The sequence below is a fragment of the Thalassospira sp. GB04J01 genome, assembly GCF_000751115.1.
GTDB lineage: Bacteria > Pseudomonadota > Alphaproteobacteria > Rhodospirillales > Thalassospiraceae > Thalassospira > Thalassospira lucentensis.
The window spans coordinates 452,166-470,944 of sequence record NZ_CCDX020000005.1 but is presented as its reverse complement, the minus strand read 5'-3'; the positions used below and the strand labels follow the sequence as shown (position 1 = coordinate 470,944).

16 protein-coding genes are annotated in these 18,779 nt (G+C 54.2%); 10 read left to right on the top strand and 6 right to left on the bottom strand.

Annotated features, from left to right (window positions below; all coding sequences use genetic code 11):
- Positions 1–15 precede the first annotated feature (15 nt).
- Positions 16–2,529, top strand: a complete 2,514-nt coding sequence (locus tag AMM48_RS03740) for a tectonin domain-containing protein (RefSeq protein ID WP_102782949.1) — start codon at positions 16–18, stop codon at positions 2,527–2,529.
- A gap of 63 nt (positions 2,530–2,592) precedes the next feature.
- On the opposite strand, the gene AMM48_RS03735 is transcribed toward AMM48_RS03740, so the two are convergent.
- Complete coding sequence (locus tag AMM48_RS03735) at positions 2,593–3,327, bottom strand: GntR family transcriptional regulator (protein ID WP_102782948.1); 735 nt, start codon at positions 3,325–3,327, stop codon at positions 2,593–2,595.
- Between the two features lie 332 nt (positions 3,328–3,659).
- Between AMM48_RS03735 and dctP the strand changes: the two genes are divergently transcribed.
- From dctP to AMM48_RS03715, 4 genes are all read left to right on the top strand, one after another.
- A complete protein-coding gene (dctP, locus tag AMM48_RS03730) occupies positions 3,660–4,778 on the top strand; it encodes a TRAP transporter substrate-binding protein DctP (protein WP_102782947.1) in 1,119 nt (372 codons plus the stop codon).
- A 1-nt stretch (position 4,779) separates the two neighbouring features.
- Positions 4,780–5,391 (top strand): TRAP transporter small permease subunit, encoded by a 612-nt coding sequence (locus tag AMM48_RS03725; RefSeq protein ID WP_102782946.1) that lies wholly within the window; start codon positions 4,780–4,782, stop codon positions 5,389–5,391.
- Between the two features lie 6 nt (positions 5,392–5,397).
- Positions 5,398–6,723: a TRAP transporter large permease subunit gene (locus tag AMM48_RS03720; protein ID WP_102782945.1), complete on the top strand. Its 1,326-nt coding sequence runs from the start codon at positions 5,398–5,400 to the stop codon at positions 6,721–6,723.
- 151 nt (positions 6,724–6,874) lie between these two features.
- Positions 6,875–8,458, top strand: coding sequence for a gamma-glutamyltransferase (locus AMM48_RS03715; RefSeq protein WP_102782944.1), 1,584 nt, complete (start codon positions 6,875–6,877; stop codon positions 8,456–8,458).
- A gap of 189 nt (positions 8,459–8,647) precedes the next feature.
- Here AMM48_RS03715 and AMM48_RS03710 read toward each other — a convergent pair whose 3' ends face one another.
- Positions 8,648–9,697: an aldose epimerase family protein gene (locus AMM48_RS03710; protein WP_102782943.1), complete on the bottom strand. Its 1,050-nt coding sequence runs from the start codon at positions 9,695–9,697 to the stop codon at positions 8,648–8,650.
- A 162-nt stretch (positions 9,698–9,859) separates the two neighbouring features.
- Between AMM48_RS03710 and AMM48_RS03705 the strand changes: the two genes are divergently transcribed.
- The 4 genes from AMM48_RS03705 to yjfF all read left to right on the top strand — a co-directional run bounded on the left by AMM48_RS03705 (position 9,860) and on the right by yjfF (position 14,551).
- The gene (locus tag AMM48_RS03705) at positions 9,860–10,810 is read left to right on the top strand and encodes an ABC transporter substrate-binding protein (protein ID WP_102782942.1); all 951 of its coding nucleotides are present in this window, start codon (positions 9,860–9,862) and stop codon (positions 10,808–10,810) included.
- 180 nt (positions 10,811–10,990) lie between these two features.
- Positions 10,991–12,514, top strand: a complete 1,524-nt coding sequence (locus AMM48_RS03700) for a sugar ABC transporter ATP-binding protein (protein ID WP_102782941.1) — start codon at positions 10,991–10,993, stop codon at positions 12,512–12,514.
- Positions 12,511–13,584, top strand: a complete 1,074-nt coding sequence (locus tag AMM48_RS03695; protein WP_198413494.1) for an ABC transporter permease — start codon at positions 12,511–12,513, stop codon at positions 13,582–13,584. Before AMM48_RS03700 ends, AMM48_RS03695 begins: the two co-directional genes overlap by 4 nt.
- Positions 13,574–14,551: a galactofuranose ABC transporter, permease protein YjfF gene (gene yjfF, locus AMM48_RS03690; protein ID WP_022732554.1), complete on the top strand. Its 978-nt coding sequence runs from the start codon at positions 13,574–13,576 to the stop codon at positions 14,549–14,551. The genes AMM48_RS03695 and yjfF overlap by 11 nt, the downstream gene beginning before the upstream one ends.
- Positions 14,552–14,661: 110 nt before the next feature.
- Here yjfF and AMM48_RS03685 read toward each other — a convergent pair whose 3' ends face one another.
- The 4 genes from AMM48_RS03685 to AMM48_RS03670 form a co-directional block, all read right to left on the bottom strand.
- The gene (locus AMM48_RS03685; RefSeq protein WP_158246417.1) at positions 14,662–14,856 is read right to left on the bottom strand and encodes a hypothetical protein; all 195 of its coding nucleotides are present in this window, start codon (positions 14,854–14,856) and stop codon (positions 14,662–14,664) included.
- 27 nt (positions 14,857–14,883) lie between these two features.
- Positions 14,884–15,225 carry a hypothetical protein gene (locus AMM48_RS03680; protein WP_181951542.1) on the bottom strand — a complete coding sequence of 114 codons (342 nt, stop codon included), beginning with the start codon at positions 15,223–15,225 and terminating at the stop codon, positions 14,884–14,886.
- Positions 15,226–15,337: 112 nt separating this feature from the next.
- The gene (locus tag AMM48_RS03675) at positions 15,338–16,336 is read right to left on the bottom strand and encodes a hypothetical protein (protein WP_146030367.1); all 999 of its coding nucleotides are present in this window, start codon (positions 16,334–16,336) and stop codon (positions 15,338–15,340) included.
- 265 nt (positions 16,337–16,601) lie between these two features.
- Positions 16,602–17,351, bottom strand: a complete 750-nt coding sequence (locus AMM48_RS03670) for a FadR/GntR family transcriptional regulator (RefSeq protein WP_051145988.1) — start codon at positions 17,349–17,351, stop codon at positions 16,602–16,604.
- 635 nt (positions 17,352–17,986) lie between these two features.
- Between AMM48_RS03670 and AMM48_RS03665 the strand changes: the two genes are divergently transcribed.
- Complete coding sequence (locus tag AMM48_RS03665; RefSeq protein ID WP_102782938.1) at positions 17,987–18,760, top strand: SDR family oxidoreductase; 774 nt, start codon at positions 17,987–17,989, stop codon at positions 18,758–18,760.
- Positions 18,761–18,779 lie beyond the last annotated feature (19 nt).

Below are 18,779 nucleotides of genomic sequence, written 5' to 3'. Positions count from 1 at the left end.
AGGGTGGATAGACCAATGAAACGTTGTTTTCGGGTTCTTGTTTCCGGGATCTGGTTCCTGTGGGCCGGATTGGCCGTTGCACAGGAAGGCGATTCCAGTTCTTGGGCTCAACTGCCCGGATCTGCTTTGGATATCTCGATCAATGAAGACGGGCAGGCCTATTCCGTCGGATTGGACGGGGTGCCATGGCGATGGGATAAGGCAGAACAACGCTGGCGGCAGATGTCGGGCAAATTTGCCCGCATATCTGCCGCAATTGGCAACCGCCCTTGGGCGATCAATGCGCTGGGGGAACTATCCCAATATAACGGATTGTGGTGGGAACCGCGTGAAGTCGATGTTCTCGATGTTGCTGCTGATACCCAGGGCAATGTTTATATCGCCAAGATAAATGGCGACATCTGGAAATGGTATGCCTTGCGCAATGAATGGCAACCGATTGCCGGAACGGCAAAACGCTTGGCCATTGGCAAATCCGGGCTGCCATGGGCGATCACGGATACGGTCAAGGTGCGTGCCTATGACGGTGACGTCTGGCGGACCTATCCGGGGCGCGCACGCGACATTGCCTTTGGTGCGACGGATGTTGTCGCCATGGCCGATGACGCGGGGCTTGTCCGTATTTGGCTGGCCGCGCGCAAAAGATGGGAAATTGTCGATGGCGTGAAGGATATTGTCAGTTTGGCCGTAACGCCGCAAGGCAACATCTGGGCGGTCCGAAATGATGGCCTTATCTTTGCCAATGGCGGGCTCACCATTGATGATACGTCCGATGAGGCCGCCGACGTGTCTGCGACAGTGCCGCGCCCAAAGGATGCCCGTGCACAAGTTAATGTTGCCGACGCACCGACCGCCGAGGTTGTTTTGGCACCCGTTGATGTCGCACCGTCTGCCGTTGCGCCGGACGTCGTCGTGCCGGGTTCCAGCAACACCGAGGCAACCTCATCAGGGGGCGGTTCAGGCGGGAATAATACCTTTACCGATCCTGTAACCGTCACCACAACCGATGCGATTGTCTTTGTAAATACACTGAAACCTGCTGCATCACTTGCGATTGGCGGGGATGGCAGTGTCTTTGGTCTTGATGGTGCGGGCGGGGTTTTGCGCTGGTCGAACCGGCGAAACGACTTTGAAAGCTTTCCCGGTGAATTGGTGCGGATCACTGTGGACCGCGAAGGCAATCCATGGGGCATTTCGGCACTCGGGCGGGTGTTTCGCCATACCGGAACCCTTTGGAAGCAGATCACGGGTGCGACCGGATCAGACATATCAGCAGGCTATGACGGGACGGTTTTACTGACCAATGCAGCGGGCAGGATTTTTCGTCTGAACGAAGCACAAACCCGGTTTGAAATGATTTCGGGAACCGGGGCGTCCTTGATTGCCACCGGACCTGATGGCACGCCGTGGATTGTTCGGTCGGATCGGCTTGTTTCGCGCTGTGACACCAACCCGTGCAAGGTTTTTGCGCAAAAGGCCAAGTCGATTGCGGTTGGCCCAGACAACAGCGTTTATATCGTATCGACCAACAATTTGCTGATGCGACTGGATCAGGATGGCAAATTCAACCGGGTTCAGACACCGGGGCATACGCCGTCCACGGTGGCGGTCGGTCCGATGGGATATCCTTGGCTGGTCAGTGACAAAGGGATCGCATTATCCTCAAAATTCTTCGATCGAGACGAAGGTTCCGATTTGATGGTTGCCAATGCCACCAGTGGTGACACGGTGGGCACGGGGGAAACCGAACAGGTTGTCAGTACCGAAACATCCGGCATTGTGTTTCGAAAGAACATGCGATTTTCAACCGTGCCGATGGATCAAAGAACCAGCGCGGGGCAAGTCGCAACCGCCTCAGATGGCTCTGTCATTATCGGCGGCGGTAGCCAAGAGTTTGAAAAATATGACGAAAGGCGCAAAAAATTCATCCAGTTCTCGTCAAATCTGGTGGATTCGTCACGCACTTTTTCCGCCATTGATATCGCGCCAAATGGCGATGTTTGGGCCATAGACACAAGTATGACCGCAGAGCTTTACCGTGAACGTGATCAGGTCGTTAAGGAGTATTCAGTCAGTGGGTTTTCTCCGAGCGAAGTCACCGTCGCACCGGATGGGACTGTCTATGTGACGTTTAGATCAGGCAGCGACACCTATCTCTATAGCAAGGCGGAAAATTCCGAAGAATTCAAACGTTTCAATAACTTCAGTCAGGTTCATGTGGCGGGTGCCGGGCCGGGAAATGATATCTGGATTGTTGATAAAAACAATCTGGTCCGGCAGTGGACTGGGTCAAGCTTTGAAGTACGACCCAAACGCGGAAGCCAGGAAGCCTCATCCATTGATGTGGGCGCGAACGGAACGGTCTATATTAGGGACACCAACAACGCCTTGCGCAAATGGAATGGTGCCAATGACAGCTTTGACGAAGTCAATAATGCACCGCTAGGCTCGATTGCGGTCGATGCTGATGGGCGTCCGTGGATTGCAACCGGTGGCTCTTCTCCGACCATCAGTCGCGCCAGAGACTGACAAGGGGATGGTTGGCTAGGCGCAGTTTCCCAAACGAATGGTACACCCGCCAATGGTTTTGTCTTACTTGAAGGCAGGCATGTCATTGGCGGGCGATGCCTCGCGCAGGCTGACGAGATAATCCTGACTGATGTCGTGCACCGCCATGATGTGATCATAGAGCAGTTGCTCGGCCGCGCTGACATCGCCGCGCAGGATCGCATCGACAATGCCCTGATGTTCGGCGTGCGAGGAGGCAAGCCGCGACAGGCTGGTGAATTGAACGCGTCTGAACGGGGCAACGCGACGGCGCACTGATAAGGTCACATCAACCAGAACATCATTGTGCGTGCCGCGATACAGTGTGTTGTGAAACGCCCGGTTAAGCGTCTCATACCCGTCACTGTCGCCAAGCCGTACGGTTTCGGCCAATTCATGATGCAATTTATCAAGGTTATGGCGCTCCCCGCTGGTCATGCGTTTGGCCGCCAGGCGTCCGCACATGCCTTCAAGCTCGGCCATGCTTTCAAACATCGCGGTCAACCGTTCCGGGGTGGCAAGTGAAACATAAACCCCCTTATTGGGGATTTTTTCGGCAAGCTCACTGGCCGTTAGCAATTGCAATGCCTCGCGAACCGGGGTGCGCGAGACGCCAAACCGCTTGGCCAAAAGCGGCTCTTCAAGCCGCTGACCGGGCGGCAGTTTGCCCGTGACGATATCATCTTCCAGTGTCTGACAAAGTTGCTGTGCAATGCCAACACCATCAGACGGTTCTAATGGGGCCGACTGCATGGCAAGCGACTGGGTAAGCTCAATCATCTGGCGTTTAAACCCTTATTGCGCGGTTTGAAGGCTTCTTATGAAGATGATGTATACACGATAATTTCCTGTAAATCCAAGCATCGCAATGGTTGTGAAAACAAGCATGTTTTTCGCACGAAGCTTTGCGCAATTATTGTGCAATAAAAAAGTGCACTGCAATATAAAGTTTAAAAAATGTGCAATCATGGCGCTGAATTTAGAGTGTATTTTTGTTAAGTCATTGAATTTAATGGATTGGCATGTGTGTTGCAGGATGTATACACAATGCGGATCAAATTCCGTTGAGATTACTTTTCTTTGAAATAGCTATCTCTATCAGGGAGTCATCAATGACAAACGTTAAACGCCGCGACTTTCTCACCAAGTCGGCAATCGGTGCAGCAGCAACCGGGGCCGCTGTTGTCGCCGCTCCGAACATTGCGCGCGCACAGGAAACCTTTAACTGGAAAATGACCAACGCCTATGGTCCGGGGTCGCCATTTTATGTCACCGGTCCAGGCAGCCCGGAAGATTTCTGTAAACGTGTGACGGAAATGTCCAATGGGCGTCTGAACATTCAGCATTTCGCCGCCGGTGAACTGATCCCGGCCCTTGAAGGGTTCGATGCGGTTCAGGCAGGCACGGTGGAAATGAATGCGGCCAACGCCTATTTCTGGGCCGGTAAAATCTTTGCCGCGCAGTATTTCACCACCGTTCCGTTCGGCCTGAATTTTCAAGGGGTGAACGCATGGCTCTATCATGCGGGCGGTCTTGATCTGTGGCATGAAATCTATAAGCCATATGGCCTTGTCGCCTTCCCGATGGGCAATACCGGTGTGCAAATGACCGGTTGGTTCCGCGAACCGATCAACAGCCTTGAAGATTTCAACGGTCTGAAAATGCGTATTCCCGGTCTTGCCGGTAAGGTTTACCAGCAGATCGGTGTTGAGGTGAAACTGCTTCCGGGCGGCGAGATTTTCCCGGCACTTGAACGTGGTGTCATTGATGCCGCCGAGTTTGTCGGCCCGTATCAGGACCGTCGTCTGGGGCTGCAAAAGGCCGCGAAATACTATTACACTACCGGCTGGCACGAACCATCCAACGTGACCGAGCTTCTGATCAATCAGAAAGCCTGGGAAAGCCTTCCGGCTGATCTTCAGGCGATTGTCAAAAACGCAGCACAGGCTTGTAACCTTGACAGCCATTCATGGTGCGAAGCCAACAATGCGGCTGCTTTGCGTGATCTGGTCGAAAATTACGGCGTCATCGCGCAAACCCTGCCGGATGACGTTGTCACCAAGCTCAAAGGCATCACCAAAGATACCCTTGAAGCCGAAGCCGCCAAGGATCCGGTCACCAAAAAGGTCCATGACAGCTTCATGGCCTTCCGCGATACCCACCGCGAATGGGCCGCGATCAGTGAAAAGCCCTATCACGGCATCATTTCATCGAAAGACGGGATGAGCTGATATGACTGCGACCCGCACTGAACCGCTCCCGGACCCTGTTTTGGCCCCTGTTCTTGACCGTGTTCTGGGCCGGATTGTCGATATTGCCGGATGGGGGGCAGCCTTAAGTGGCCTTGCCCTTGTACTGGTGGTCGGCGGAAACGTGTTGCTGCGCTATCTGTTTAATTCCGGCAGTGTCGCAATGCAGGAACTCGAATGGCATTTGGTGTCACCGATTGCCCTGATGGGGATGGCCTATGGCATGCGCCATGGCGGCCATGTGCGGGTCGATTTTCTCTATGAACGTCTGAGCCCCCGGGCTCAGGCGATCATTGACCTGATTTCAGCCGTCCTGATGGCCATTCTCGGCGTGGCCCTGATCTGGTTTTCGATCCCCTATGTCGGGCAATCGATCATGATGGGCGAAGGGTCCCCCGATCCCGGTGGCTTGCCGTATCGCTTCTTGCTCAAATCCTTCATTCCGATTGGCTTTGGCTTGATGTTCATACAGGCGATTGCCCAAGGGTTGATCAACTATCGTCAAATCATCGCCAGTGATGGCGCACGTGCCTTTGATGCATCTGATGCCCCCGGCACCTCTGGTGTGACGGCGCAAAACGGTGCAGGAGACTAATCAATCATGACCGGAAATGAATGGCTGGCCATCGGCATGGTCGGGGGCTTTTTTGGCTTCCTCGTGCTCGGTGTGCCTGTGGCAATCTCGCTTGCGATTTCGGGATTGGCCTTTGGGATTATGGGCTTTGGCACGGGCCTGTTTAATTTGCTGCCCGCCCGCGTTTACGGGGTTGTGACAAACTATACCCTTCTGGCATTGCCGCTTTTCATCTTTATGGGGGTGATGCTTGAAAAATCAAAACTCGCCGAAGAACTGATTGATGTCATCGGCCATGCCATGGGGCGGCTACGTGGCGGCATGGGGCTGGCGATCGTCATTGTCGGCGTTTTGATGGGCGCATCTTCGGGCGTTGTCGGAGCAACGGTCGTCACCGTCGGCTTGTTGTCGCTACAACCCCTGATCAACCGTGGTTATAACAAGGGCGTTGCCTGTGGTGTGATCTGCGCATCGGGCACGCTGGGGCAAATCATCCCGCCTAGCCTTGTCCTGATCCTGCTTGCCGATATTCTGGGGGAGTCCGTCGGCACATTGTTTGCTGCGGCCATGGTACCCGGATTGATTTTGGCCGGGATGCTGGCCCTTTATCTGGTGTTGCTTGGTATTTTCAAACCCGACATGGTGCCCGCCATCCCCAAGGAAGAACGCGATGCGCTGGGCACGCAGCAACTTCTGATCAAAATCTGCAAGGTGGTCATTCCGCCGTTGGCCTTGGTCTTTGCCGTGTTGGGGTCCATTGTTGGCGGCATCGCCGCCCCAACAGAAGCCGCCTCCATGGGCGCACTTGGCGCGCTTATTCTCGCCCTTGTCGCAGGGCGGTTGAACCTGTCTGTGATGCGCGATGTCTTGCATGACACGCTGGTCACCAGTGCGATGGTGTTCTTTATCCTGATCTGCGCGCAGCCCTTTGGTCTGGCCTTCCGGGGACTGGGCGGCGAAGGACTGGTGCATGCCATGTTTGAATGGGTGCCCGGTGGTGATATGGGCAACCTTCTGTTCATGATGGCCGTGATCTTTGTGCTGGGTTTCTTCCTTGAATGGATTGAAATTTCCTATATCGCGCTTCCGATGTTCCTGCCGGTGTTTATCAACAGCGGGATTGATATGGCGTGGCTGGCCATTCTGGTGGCGATGAACCTGCAAACCAGTTTCTTGACCCCGCCGTTTGGCTGGGCGCTGTTCTTCCTCAAGGGGGTGGCGCCAAAATCGGTCTCCACGGTCGATATTTATCGCGGCGTGATCCCGTTTATCGGCATTCAGGCGGTGGCTTTGGTCTTGCTGTTTATCTTCCCGGAACTGACCAGTTGGCTGCCCAACCTGATCGGGTGGTAGCGCGATTATTCTACGATGTGAAAAGGCGCTGAACGGTTTTTTAAAACAGCGCTAGAACTAGGCTCAGGGCCTATACCCGGACATGCTGTGCACCCACCGTGCAGCATGTCCGACGGTTGACGCCAAGCAAGCAAGAGTAAAGGCCGATTAAATGTTACGTTCCAGAACCGCCCTTGGGGGCATGATCACCGCCCCGCATCATCTGGCCGCACAGGCAGGCCGCGATATCTTGCGTGATGGTGGCAACGCGGTTGAGGCGATGGTTGCCGCGGCCGCCAGTATTGCGGTTGTCTATCCGCACATGAATGCGATTGGCGGCGATGGCTTCTGGCTTATTTCCGAACCGGGCAAGGACCCGGTGGCCATTCGCGCCTGTGGCGGTGCCGCGGGTCTGGCGACCCCGGATTTTTACCGTGAGCAGGGGAAGGCCGCGATCCCGGCACGCGGGCCACTGGCGGCCTTAACCGTGGCCGGTGCGATTGGCGGCTGGATCAAGGCGGCTGAGATTGCCAAGGGATTGGGCGGCACACTTCCGATGGCGCGTCTGGTTTCTGATGCCGTACATCACGCCAAAACCGGCGTGCCGGTGACCAAATCGCAGGTCGAACTGACGCATTCCAAAATGCCCGAACTCAAAGGCTCACCGGGCTTTGTTGATACCTATGCTGCCCACGGCGTTCCGGCCATCGGGGATGTGTTAAAACAACCCGCCCTTGGCGCGACGCTCGCACATCTGGGCAAGGTCGGGTTTGATGATTTTTACCGCGGCGATGTCGCGCGCAGCAATGCCAACGGCCTGTCTGCGGTCGGAAGCCCTTTGCGACTTTCTGATTTCGAAACCTATCACGCCAAAGTCACCACCCCACTGTCGGTCAAACTTGCGACCGGCACGGTGTTTAACATGGTGCCACCCACCCAAGGGGCGGCGTCACTCATGATTCTTGGTCTGTTTGACCGTCTTGGTGTGACGAGTGCCGAGGGTTTTGACCATATCCATGGCTTGATCGAGGCCACCAAACGTGCCTTTCTCAAACGTGATGCCCATATCGGCGACCCGGACCGGATGACGATTGATCCGATGGACCTTCTTGCTGACGCGATGCTCGATGCCGAGGCCGCCAAAATCAATATGGGCACCGCCTTACCATGGCCGCATGTCGCGAAACCGGGCGATACCATCTGGATGGGGGCGATTGACGCCAACGGGGTTGCGGTAAGCTATATCCAAAGCATTTTCTGGGAATTTGGATCGGGGGTGGTCGTGCCCGAAACCGGCGTTTTGTTCCAAAACCGGGGTGCCAGCTTCACTTTGCATGACGGCCCCAACCAACTCGGACCGGGCCGCCTGCCGTTCCATACCCTGAACCCGGCACTGGCCAAACTCAACGATGGGTCGGTGCTGACATACGGGACCATGGGCGGCGAAGGCCAACCGCAAACCCAGTCGGCGATCTTTACTCGCAACGTGATGTTTGGCCAGGACCTGCAAGACGCCATCACCAAACCGCGTTGGTTGCTCGGCAAGACATGGGGCGATGAAACCACCTCCCTGAAGCTCGAAAATCGTTTCGATCCGGCCCTGATTGATCAACTTGAAAAAGCCGGTCATGTGGTCGAACTCGTTGGCCCCTATGAAGACATCATGGGCCATGCGGGCGGCATTCGATTGCAACGCAATGGCGTGATGGAAGGTGCGAGCGATCCGCGTGCGGATGGGGCAGTTTCTGCACTTTGATGGGCGCATTGAAGGTCAGCAACACCAAGCACCAATCTGCTGACCTTATAAAACCGTCATTCCGGGTGGAGCGCAGCGCAAGCCCGGAATCTCGATCCGCTGGTTCATAAGGCGTTTTACGCCCGTATGCACGAGGTTCCCGCCGTCGCGGGAACGACGACTTGCAATCTTATTTCCGGGCCATACCGCTTAGGAAAACTCCCACTCAATCACATGCTGATACGTCTCACTGGGCTTAAGCCAAGGGCTCGGGAAATCCGGGCGGTTGGGACTGTCAGGCCATGTTTGCGGTTCAAGCGCGATGCCGGCAGACTTGTGAAGCGAAACGCCGTCTTCGGTCTTCATGTCTGCGGTGAAATGCTGGCAAAGATAGAATTGCAGACCAGCCTCGGTTGAAAACAGTTTCATCGATCGGCCACTATCGGAATCAGACAGTGTGGCGATCTGGCGCAGTGTGCCGCGATCGCCGGTCAGGCAGAAATTATGATCAAACCCCTGTGACGCATGGGGCAGCATGTCCGATACCCGTGCGGCACTTCGGAAATCATAGCCGGTTCCGGCAACATCACGGGTGCCCGGAAGCGGGATCAAATGATCATCAATTGGCAACCACGCATCGGCATTGATTTGTAAAACATGATCGGCGGCGGTTTTGTTAAACGCGCCCGACAGGTTCCAATAGGCATGGCTGGTCATATTGATCGGGCAGGGCTGATCGCAGGTCGCGGTGATTTCAAGGCGCAGGCGATTGGGGGCGATGACCGAGTAGGTTGCCGTTGCGGTGAAGCTTCCCGGATATCCCTGATCGCCATCGTCTGAGGTCAGTTCAAAGCAGACTTTTGTGTCGCTGGCATCCGTCACCGTCCATGTCTTTTTATCAAAGCCGATTTGGCCACCATGCAGATGGGTCGGCCCTTCATTAGACGAAAGAATGACGTCCTTGCCCGACGGGTCGGTGTAGCGCGAATTGGCAATTCGATTGGCGTAACGCCCGCAAACCGCGCCGATATAGCTGTCTTGCGCCAGATATGCCTCATCACTTTCCAGGCCGACGGCAATGTTGGTTTCATTTTCGCTGCTGGCATCGCGCAGATACAGCCCGCACATCCGCGCGCCAACCGCAGAAAGGCTGACGCGAATCTGATCGCTGCGCAGCACATGCCGGGGGGCATTTGCACCTTCTTTAGGGGTGTCTGATGAGGGGCGTACAACCTTTGAGGATTGCGGTGAATTCGACATTTCCAACTCCCGAAGTCTTTGCTTTTGTTGATCTTAGCACATGTTTCGGATCGCGTGTGGCGATCCCGTGTATGAGCGAATAACTATATGGTTGAGTCGCTTCAACTCATATTGTATTACTATATGGCTTTTAAGCAAGAAACCACACTTAGGGAGGAACTCGTGGTGAGTCTCAAAAAATTAGCCGTATCAACTGCGGCACTTGGCGTTGCACTGGGTCTTTCGTTTGCCGCACAGGCAGAAATGATGATCGGCTTTTCGCAGATCGGTTCTGAAAGTGGCTGGCGTACGTCTGAAACCGCATCGATCAAGGCCGAAGCCGAAAAACGCGGCATTGACCTGAAATTCTCTGATGCACAGCAGAAACAGGAAAACCAGATCAAGGCCGTTCGTTCCTTCATCGCCCAGGGCGTTGACGGTATCTTGCTGGCACCGGTTGTTGAAACCGGTTGGGATCAGGTTCTTAAAGAAGCCAAAGATGCCGGTATTCCGGTCGTGCTGGTGGACCGTGGCGTTGCTGCGGACGAAGATCTGTATCTGACCAAAGTGGCTTCTGACTTCGTCGTCGAAGGTGCCTTGGCTGCCGCTTGGTTGGCTGCTGAAACCAACGGTGTTTGTGATGTTGTTGAACTGCAGGGCACCGTTGGGTCGTCTGCAGCCAATGACCGCAAAGAAGGTTTTGAATCCGTTGTCGGCAACTTCCCGGCAATCAACATCATCCGTTCGCAGTCGGGTGACTTCACCCGTTCGGGTGGTAAGGAAGTCATGGAAAGCTTCCTGAAGGCCGAAGATGGCGGCAAAAACATCTGTGCGGTCTATGCGCACAATGATGACATGGCACTTGGTGCCGTTCAGGCCATCAAGGAAGCTGGTCTTGACCCGGCTGATGATATCCTCGTCGTATCGATTGATGCGGTGCCCGATATCTTCAAAGCCATGGCTGACGGCGATACCAATGCCACGATCGAGCTGAACCCGCATTTGGGTGCACCATCCTTTGATGCGATCAAGGCAGCGATGGCTGGTGAAGAAGTTCCGAAATGGATCAAGGCAAATGGCCCGCTCTATCTGCCCGATACGGCTGCTGAAGAATACAAAATGCGCAGCAAGTAACGTGCAGTCATCAGGTTATCCGTGCATCATGCTATGGACGATGATCTGATGAATTCTGGCTGATAATGCGTCGGACGTGCTCCCGCGATTGTGGGGGTGCGTCCGGGTGCATATAGGCTAAAGCAGATGACAGACAAAATGCTTTAGCGCAGTCAGAACCAAAAGGGAGAGGGCGTTTATATGGCACAGGCAACACAGCCCCAACAAACGGGCAAGACGGTGCTTTCAGTCCGCGGGGCGGGGAAATTCTTTCCCGGGGTCAAGGCCCTGCAGGACGTTGATTTTGATTTGCACGAAGGCGAAATTCACGCACTTTTGGGTGAAAACGGGGCCGGCAAATCGACCTTGATCAAGGTGATCACCGGGGTCCATCCGCGCGATGCCGGTTCCGTCACACTTAACGGCGAAGAAATCCATCCAAACCACCCGGGCGACGCACAGGCGCTGGGTATTTCCACAGTTTTTCAGGAAGTCAATCTGATCCCGACATTGTCGGTGGCCGAAAACCTGATGCTGGAACGTCAGACCCGTAAATTTGGTCTGATTGCGTGGAAAAAAACCGACGAAGACGCCAAGGCCGCGCTTGAAATCTTGGGTCTTGATATCGACATCCACCGGCCATTGGGCTCCTATTCGGTGGCCATTCAGCAACTTGTGGCGATTGCCCGTGCGGTGGCCCTTGATGCCCGTGTTCTGATCCTCGATGAGCCAACCGCAAGTCTGGATGCCGACGAAATCAAAAGCCTGTTTCGCATCATGCGCGACTTAAAGGCCAAGGGGCTTGGCATTGTTTTTGTTACCCATTTCCTTGATCAGGTCTATGCCGTCACCGACCGGATTACGGTCCTGCGCAATGGCGAGTTGGTCGGCACCTTCGTCACCAAAGAACTCGAACAGATTGATCTGATCAATCACATGCTCGGCCATGAACTGGCCGAAGTCAGCGCGCACCGTCATCAGGACGAAGGCAACTATACCGGACCCAAACGTGAAATTCAGGTCAAGAACCTTGGCAAGAAACGCGTGCTTGAACCGGTCAGTCTGGATCTTCAGGCCGGTGAAATTGTCGGTCTTGCCGGTTTGCTGGGGTCGGGGCGAACCGAGCTTTCCGAACTGATATTTGGCACACAACGGGCGGACAGCGGCCTTGTCTTTATGGACGGGGAACCGGTGATGCTGCGGTCCCCGCGCCATGCGATCCGGGCGGGCTTTGGCCTGTGTCCCGAAGACCGCAAACAGGATGGTATTGTGGCCGAACTCAGTGTGCGCGAAAACATCATGCTCGCCCTTCAGGGCCGCAAAGGATGGCTGTGTCCGATCCCGCGCGCCGAGCAACAACAGCTTGCCGATAAAATGATCAAGGCCTTGGGCATTGCCACCCCTGACAGTGAAAAACCCGTCGGGCAGCTCAGCGGTGGCAATCAGCAAAAGGTCATTCTAGCCCGCTGGCTGGTGTCCAAGCCGCTGCTGCTGATTTTGGATGAGCCGACACGCGGCATTGATGTCGGGGCGCATGCCGACATCATCAAATTGATCAAGGAACTCTGTGATGAGGGGCTGGCTTTGCTGGTGGCGTCATCCGAGCTTGATGAAATCGTTGCCTTTGCCGACCGCGTTGCGGTGATGCGTGACCGTGAAAAGGTATCTGAACTCACAGGGGCCGAGATCACGCAGGAAAACATCATCGAGGCGATCGCACGATGAGCAGTTTACACGATAAAAAGAAAGTACGGGAAAGCAGCATCATGTCTGCATCTTCGATAATAAGCCGTCCGTGGTTTGGCCCGGTTGCGGCCCTTGTCCTTATTATTCTGGGCATTGGCGTGATTTCGCCGGACTTCTTTAACGTTCGCATTGTTGACGGGCATCTTTATGGGTCGCTTGTTGATGTGGTTCATCGCGGGGCGTCAACCGCCCTTGTTGCGGTCGGGATGGCGGTTGTCATTGGCACGCGCGGCATTGATCTTTCGGTCGGCTCGGTGATTGCGATTTCCGGGGCCGTTATGGCGGTTTTGATCCGCGATACCGATCTGCATCCTGCCGTGATCATTCTGGCCGCGCTTGGGGCCGGGCTTTTGTGCGGGCTTTGGAACGGTGTTTTGGTCGCCTTCCTTGATATTCAGCCGATTATTGCCACCCTGATCCTGATGGTGGCCGGGCGTGGTATCGCGCAGATGATCACCGGCGGTCAGATCGTGACCTTCCACGGGGCGTTCTTTGAAGGCATTGGCAGCGGGTATCTTTTTGGTATTCCGTGGCGGGTGATCATTGCCGGTTTCGTTATTGGCGGGCTGTATCTGATCATGCGTAAAACCGCCCTTGGCCTGTTTGTTGAGTCCGTTGGCGGCAATGCGCGTGCGAGCCGGGTTGCCGGGATTGACGCACGCGGCATTAAGCTGATGGCTTATGCCACGGCGGGGCTGTGTTCGGCGGTGGCCGGGATCATTATTGCGGCTGACATTCGCGGGGCGGATGCCAACAATGCCGGCTTGTGGCTTGAACTTGATGCGATTTTGGCTGTGGTGATTGGCGGGGCGTCGCTTATGGGCGGTCGGTTCTTTATCGGTATGACGGTGATCGGGGTTTTGATCATTCAGTCCCTGACAACCGGCATTTTGTTGTCGGGTCTGCCGTCGCAATACACCCTGATTGTCAAGGCTGCTGTCGTGATGGCGGTATTGCTGGTGCAGGCACCAAAATCGCGTGAACTTGTCGGTTTGGCCTGGGGAAAAATCGGGGGAAAGATGACGCGGGGGAAATCCAATGAAAATTAATGAACGCTTTTACCCGCTGGTCGCGACCCTGGCTGTTTTGGCCTTGCTCTATGGCTATGGGATTTTTGAACATCGTGCGTTTTCAGACACCTACGTTCTGGGCGCACTTCTGACCGATAATGCCTTTTTGATCATTACCGCTGTTGGCATGACCTTTGTCATTCTGTCGGGCGGGATTGATTTGTCGGTCGGCTCGATGATTGCCTTTGTCGGGGTTCTGATGGCCGAACTTGTTACCGGGTTTGGCATGCATCCGGTGTTGGCCGCAGTGATTTCGATCATTGTTGGATCGGCATTTGGGGCTGTGATGGGGGTGCTGATTGCCAAGTTTGATATTCAGCCGTTTATCATCACACTGGCGGGGATGTTTTTCCTGCGCGGGATGTGCTTTTTGATCAATCTGGACTCTGTTCCGATTGACCATTCCTTTGTGTCTGAGTTCAGCGGTTTTAAAATTCCGCTGCCCGGACGGGGCTGGTTGACGGCATCGGCGGTGTTGATGATCCTGACCGTTATTGGCGGGATCATCATTGCCCATTACACCCGGTTCGGGCGCAATGTCTATGCCATTGGCGGGGACCGACAATCGGCGGAATTGCTGGGGACTCCGGTGCATGCCACCATCATTCGGGTCTATGCATTGTCGGGCTTTTTCAGTGCACTTTCCGGTGTTGTCTTTGCCTTTTACACCGCATCTGCCTATCCGTTGGCAGCGGTGGGCGTGGAGCTTGACGCGATTGCCGCAGTGGTGATTGGCGGGACACTTTTGACCGGTGGTATGGGCTTTGTGATCGGGACGTTTTTTGGCGGGATCATTATGGGTGTGATCCAGACGCTGATTGCGTTTGACGGGTCGCTTAATAGCTGGTGGACCAAGATCATGATTGGGGCCTTGCTGTTTGGTTTTATCGTTCTGCAGCGCCTGATTACCCGGTCGTTCTCGGGCATGCGGGCCGGGGCCAGTTGACGGTGTAGACCGCCGTTTGATCGACGTTTAAAAATGTAAAATCGGGCCGGAACGGGAGGCTGTTCCGGCCCGATTTTTATTCAGATATATTGTTTAATTCATCTGATTAGTCATTTTTGGTGAATAATGAGCGGCGGGCGGGGGCAATCCCGGCGACGGGGGCCGGTTTGTCGATTTTTGGCGAAATGATATTTGTATGAGGAATGGGCAGGGCGGCCGTTTGGATGGTTCGTCGGATCGGCCTTTGAACCGTTCGTCGGATCGGCCATCGGGCCGTCCACCGGATCGTTCATTGAACCGTTCATCCGGCCGCCCTGAGTTTTGGGATCTAATCAGCAGCCGGTGCAAGTTTTGCTGTCGTCGGTGCAAACCTCGGCGATGATGTCTTTCAGCGCATCGGCCGATTGCTCATCGGCTTTGGAGCAGGCACTGCCCGCCGTTCCGGTTTTGAGCGCGTCGCCGACGACAAAGTTATAGTGTTTGCCGGAACTGGCACTGTAGGTCAGGAAGGTCTTGCCGCAATGAAGGTGCGGGTACTTGCTGCCGTCATTGGCACCGGCATTGGTGTAGTATTCTTGATTGCTGCAATAATCCTTTTTGAGGTTTGCCTGCGCACTTTGGATGCCCAGTGCAAAAACAAACAGCGCGCCAAGCGCGATCATGAGGTGCTTCATCACATTCTCCGTTAAAATGAAGAAAACCGGCCAAAGGGCCGGTTGTGCGACGTTTCACGTCAGGGGATGTGATGGCTGCTGTCGGCATCCTGTCAAAAAGGAGAGGAACAGTTCAGAGCTTTCGACCATCTAGGTATGCGCTAGCTTTTGGCAATTCCGGACGCTGACGCAATAATATTGTTACTTCTTTTCTCAAAAGGTCTAGCTTCTCTTGTCCTAGGTTCTCATATCGGTTTGCAATCATCGTAATAACGACAATCACGTCGTCATCTGATAGCGCGCTGTTCATCACCAGTTCCAGCACGTTGTCGCTAATCAACCTCGACACTAACGATGTTGGTCGTTTAAACACGGCCCCAATGTCAATCGTAGCGTTTTGCAAGTGTCTGAAGCGACGCCGTTCATATACGTATTTATCGTAGGCTGATTTCTCTGCGCGAAGGCGCTTTTTTGCTAGTTTATGATGCAGCTCTATAAGTCGAGCGACGTCTTTCACAACGCAGTTCACCGTTGCGAGAATATCAATCCTCTCTGCCCGTTGAATGAACTCGCGAGCTGGTCCTTTCCACCAAGTCGAACCACGACGCAATAATTGAGAAGAGTCCAGTACTAGATTTGAGCTTCTTCCCTGTTCAAAATCGTAGTGGATGTTACATTCTGGTTCGACTATCTCATTGTGTAAAATGTAATTGCGTAAGTCCTTAACGAATTTGTGCTCACCTGAATTTTTGCCAATTATGCGAACAAGTGATCGATCATATGATGTCACTTCATTTAACTTCGTATACTTTCTAATTCTGCGGCAGACATCTATATAAGAAGCGTACAAGGCAGAAAAGTTAAGAAGGTTAGAGGTCGCGATTGTTTGTTCGTGCGCGTAAAACTCTGTCTTAAAGCCACCGAAATCTTTTGCAGAGGTCATTCCGGCGAGGGCTGCATTGAGTCTTGTTGCTGACTCCACCATCGCTTTGTAAACGGTGTCAAGATTGTTCAATGCCACGTGGACTTTGTGGTAGGACGAGTAGTCGAGGGCAAATTTCCACTCATCGTCGCTCAATTTAGAGACGACGAGTGCAAAGCCCTCAGCTTGATCTGTTGAATTGCTGGCCATGTGTTCTGCGAGCAAAAAGGCACATTTAAGCTTTATGTACGAACCAAATCTGGTGAACCACCAGAGTTTTTCTGTTTCTGAAAAGTATTTTACAATTGAAAAGTCTTCAGAAGTAAATTGCCCATTTCGAGAAGTTATTACGTCGCGCAGGCAAAACCTGTGCCGTAAAAGAAAAGTCTCAAAACAATCTTTGGGCATACGGCACACTGTTGTTGCCTCGCAATGTTTTAGCTCTTTCTTCTATCAAGAGCGTAGCCCAACAACCTTACAACCCGATGACGTCCCAGTCATGTTCGGCTTCCATGCCGAGTTCCTGACGGAGCTGACGCATGGTGCGGCGGAGCAGGCCGTGCATTTTGGCGCGTGCTTCTTCCGGGTCGCGCTGGCTGATGGCGGCATAGACCGCGTGATGATCAGGCAGCGATTTAACGTGCGCCTTGGGCCCGCCAGACGACAGGCGGAACGAGCCGATAAGTGCGGTTTCAATCAGCATGCCAAACGATTTCATGAAATCATTGCCCGACGCATCCAAAATCCCCTGATGGAACACAAGGTCGGTCATATAGACAGCCTCGGTCCCCGGTTCGGCCTTTTCCATTTCGAAATAGGCGGTTTCCAGATGCTTGATCTGTTCTGGCGTCGCCCGGATGGCGGCCATGGCGGCGGTGTTTGGCTCGATAATCAGGCGGGTTTCCAGAAGGCTATAGAGAAACGCCGGATCGGGATCGGGGAAGTGCCATGACAGCACATCGGGATCAAGCAGGTTCCAGCTGGTGCGCGGTTTAACCCGCGTGCCGGTTTTGGGGCGTGATTCAATCAGTCCCTTGGCCGAGAGGATTTTAATGGCTTCGCGAAGGGCCGTGCGCGAGACGTCGAGGGATTCACTTAAGGCCGCCTCGGTCGGCAGGACATCCCCCGGGACCAGTTTGCCAGAAACGATGCGCATTCCAAGATCATGCGCAACAATGCTGTGCAGGCTGCGTTTGGCATAGGTTCTCGACATAGTAGACGACATTAAATTCCCTCCGGCACGGCCTTGTTAAATACGAAAACGGCGAAAAGCCCGCGCTGATATTATTCATATAATATGAATTAATTTTTAGAGCAACTTATCTGGCAGGTGCAATCCCTTGTGCTGCAAAGCATATAATTATTTCAGGGGACTTGTGCGGTGCGATGTAAACCTGCGTGCAAAGGTGATGTGTTATAAACCACAGTTGCCAAGATCGAAAGGCATGACTTCACCTGTTTGACGCTTGACAGGGCCGGATATCCTGATCATTAATGTTATTGTATGAAGAATAAGGGTCAGGGTCTATTAATTTGATTGGAAGGGCAGCCGCACCCATTCGGGGCGTCCTTTGGGTCAAATTAATAGACCCTGACCCCAAAACAAGATTGTCAGGAGGAAGCATCATGTGGACACAAGGGATTGAAATCCCGGGCACCTGAAAAGGGCGGTGATCCCCCGGTGTGACAGGGCATATTCATGCTTGAGGAAAAATTTCCCCGCTGCGCTGCGCCATCGGCTTTTTGATGCAGATTCTGCCAATTTTGGTGTGAGAATACGGATGTCTGACATACGGAGTCCCTGTATGTTTGACCGACGCATAGAGAACAATAGACCAGAATATGGGAGACGGAACGATCATGGCTGATCGCAAACCGACACACTACACAAGCCTTGAAGACAAATCAGTATTCATCACCGGGGGTGCTTCGGGCATTGGCGAGGCGATTGTCACCGCCTTTGTCGAGCAGGGGGCCAAGGTCGCCTTTGTCGACATCATCGAAGATGCTGGCAATGAACTGGTCGAGAAACTTGGCAAGACGGCGCGCAACAAGCCGGTTTTCATCAAATGCGATTTGACCGACATTGCCGCGTTGCAGGCAGCCATCGCCAAGGCCGCAGAGCTTAATGGCCCGATCACAGCACTGCTCAATAATGCCGCCAATGATACCCGCCATAAATGGCAGGACGTCACCCCGCAATATTGGGATGAACGCCAGGCGATCAACATTCGCCCATCGTTCTTTGCCATTCAGGCGGTCGCCCCCATGATGCAAAAGGCCGGTGGCGGCGCGATTGTTAATTTTGGGTCGGTCAGCTGGATGATGGGGCAGGGCGGCATGCCCGGCTACACCACGGCCAAGGCGGCAACGCACGGGCTAACACGCGGCATGGCACGCGACCTTGGCAAGGATCACATCCGGGTCAATACGCTTGTGCCCGGCTGGGTCATGACGCAGCGCCAGCTTGACCTTTGGGTCGATGAAGCCGCCGAGCGCGAGATTGACGAGCGCCAGTGCCTTAAAAACAAGGTGATGCCGCAAGACATCGCGCGCATGGCGCTTTTCCTGACCTCCGATGAAAGCCGGATGGTCACCGCCCAGAACTTTATCGTCGATGGTGGCTGGGTCTGATCCCGCGCACTTACACAAC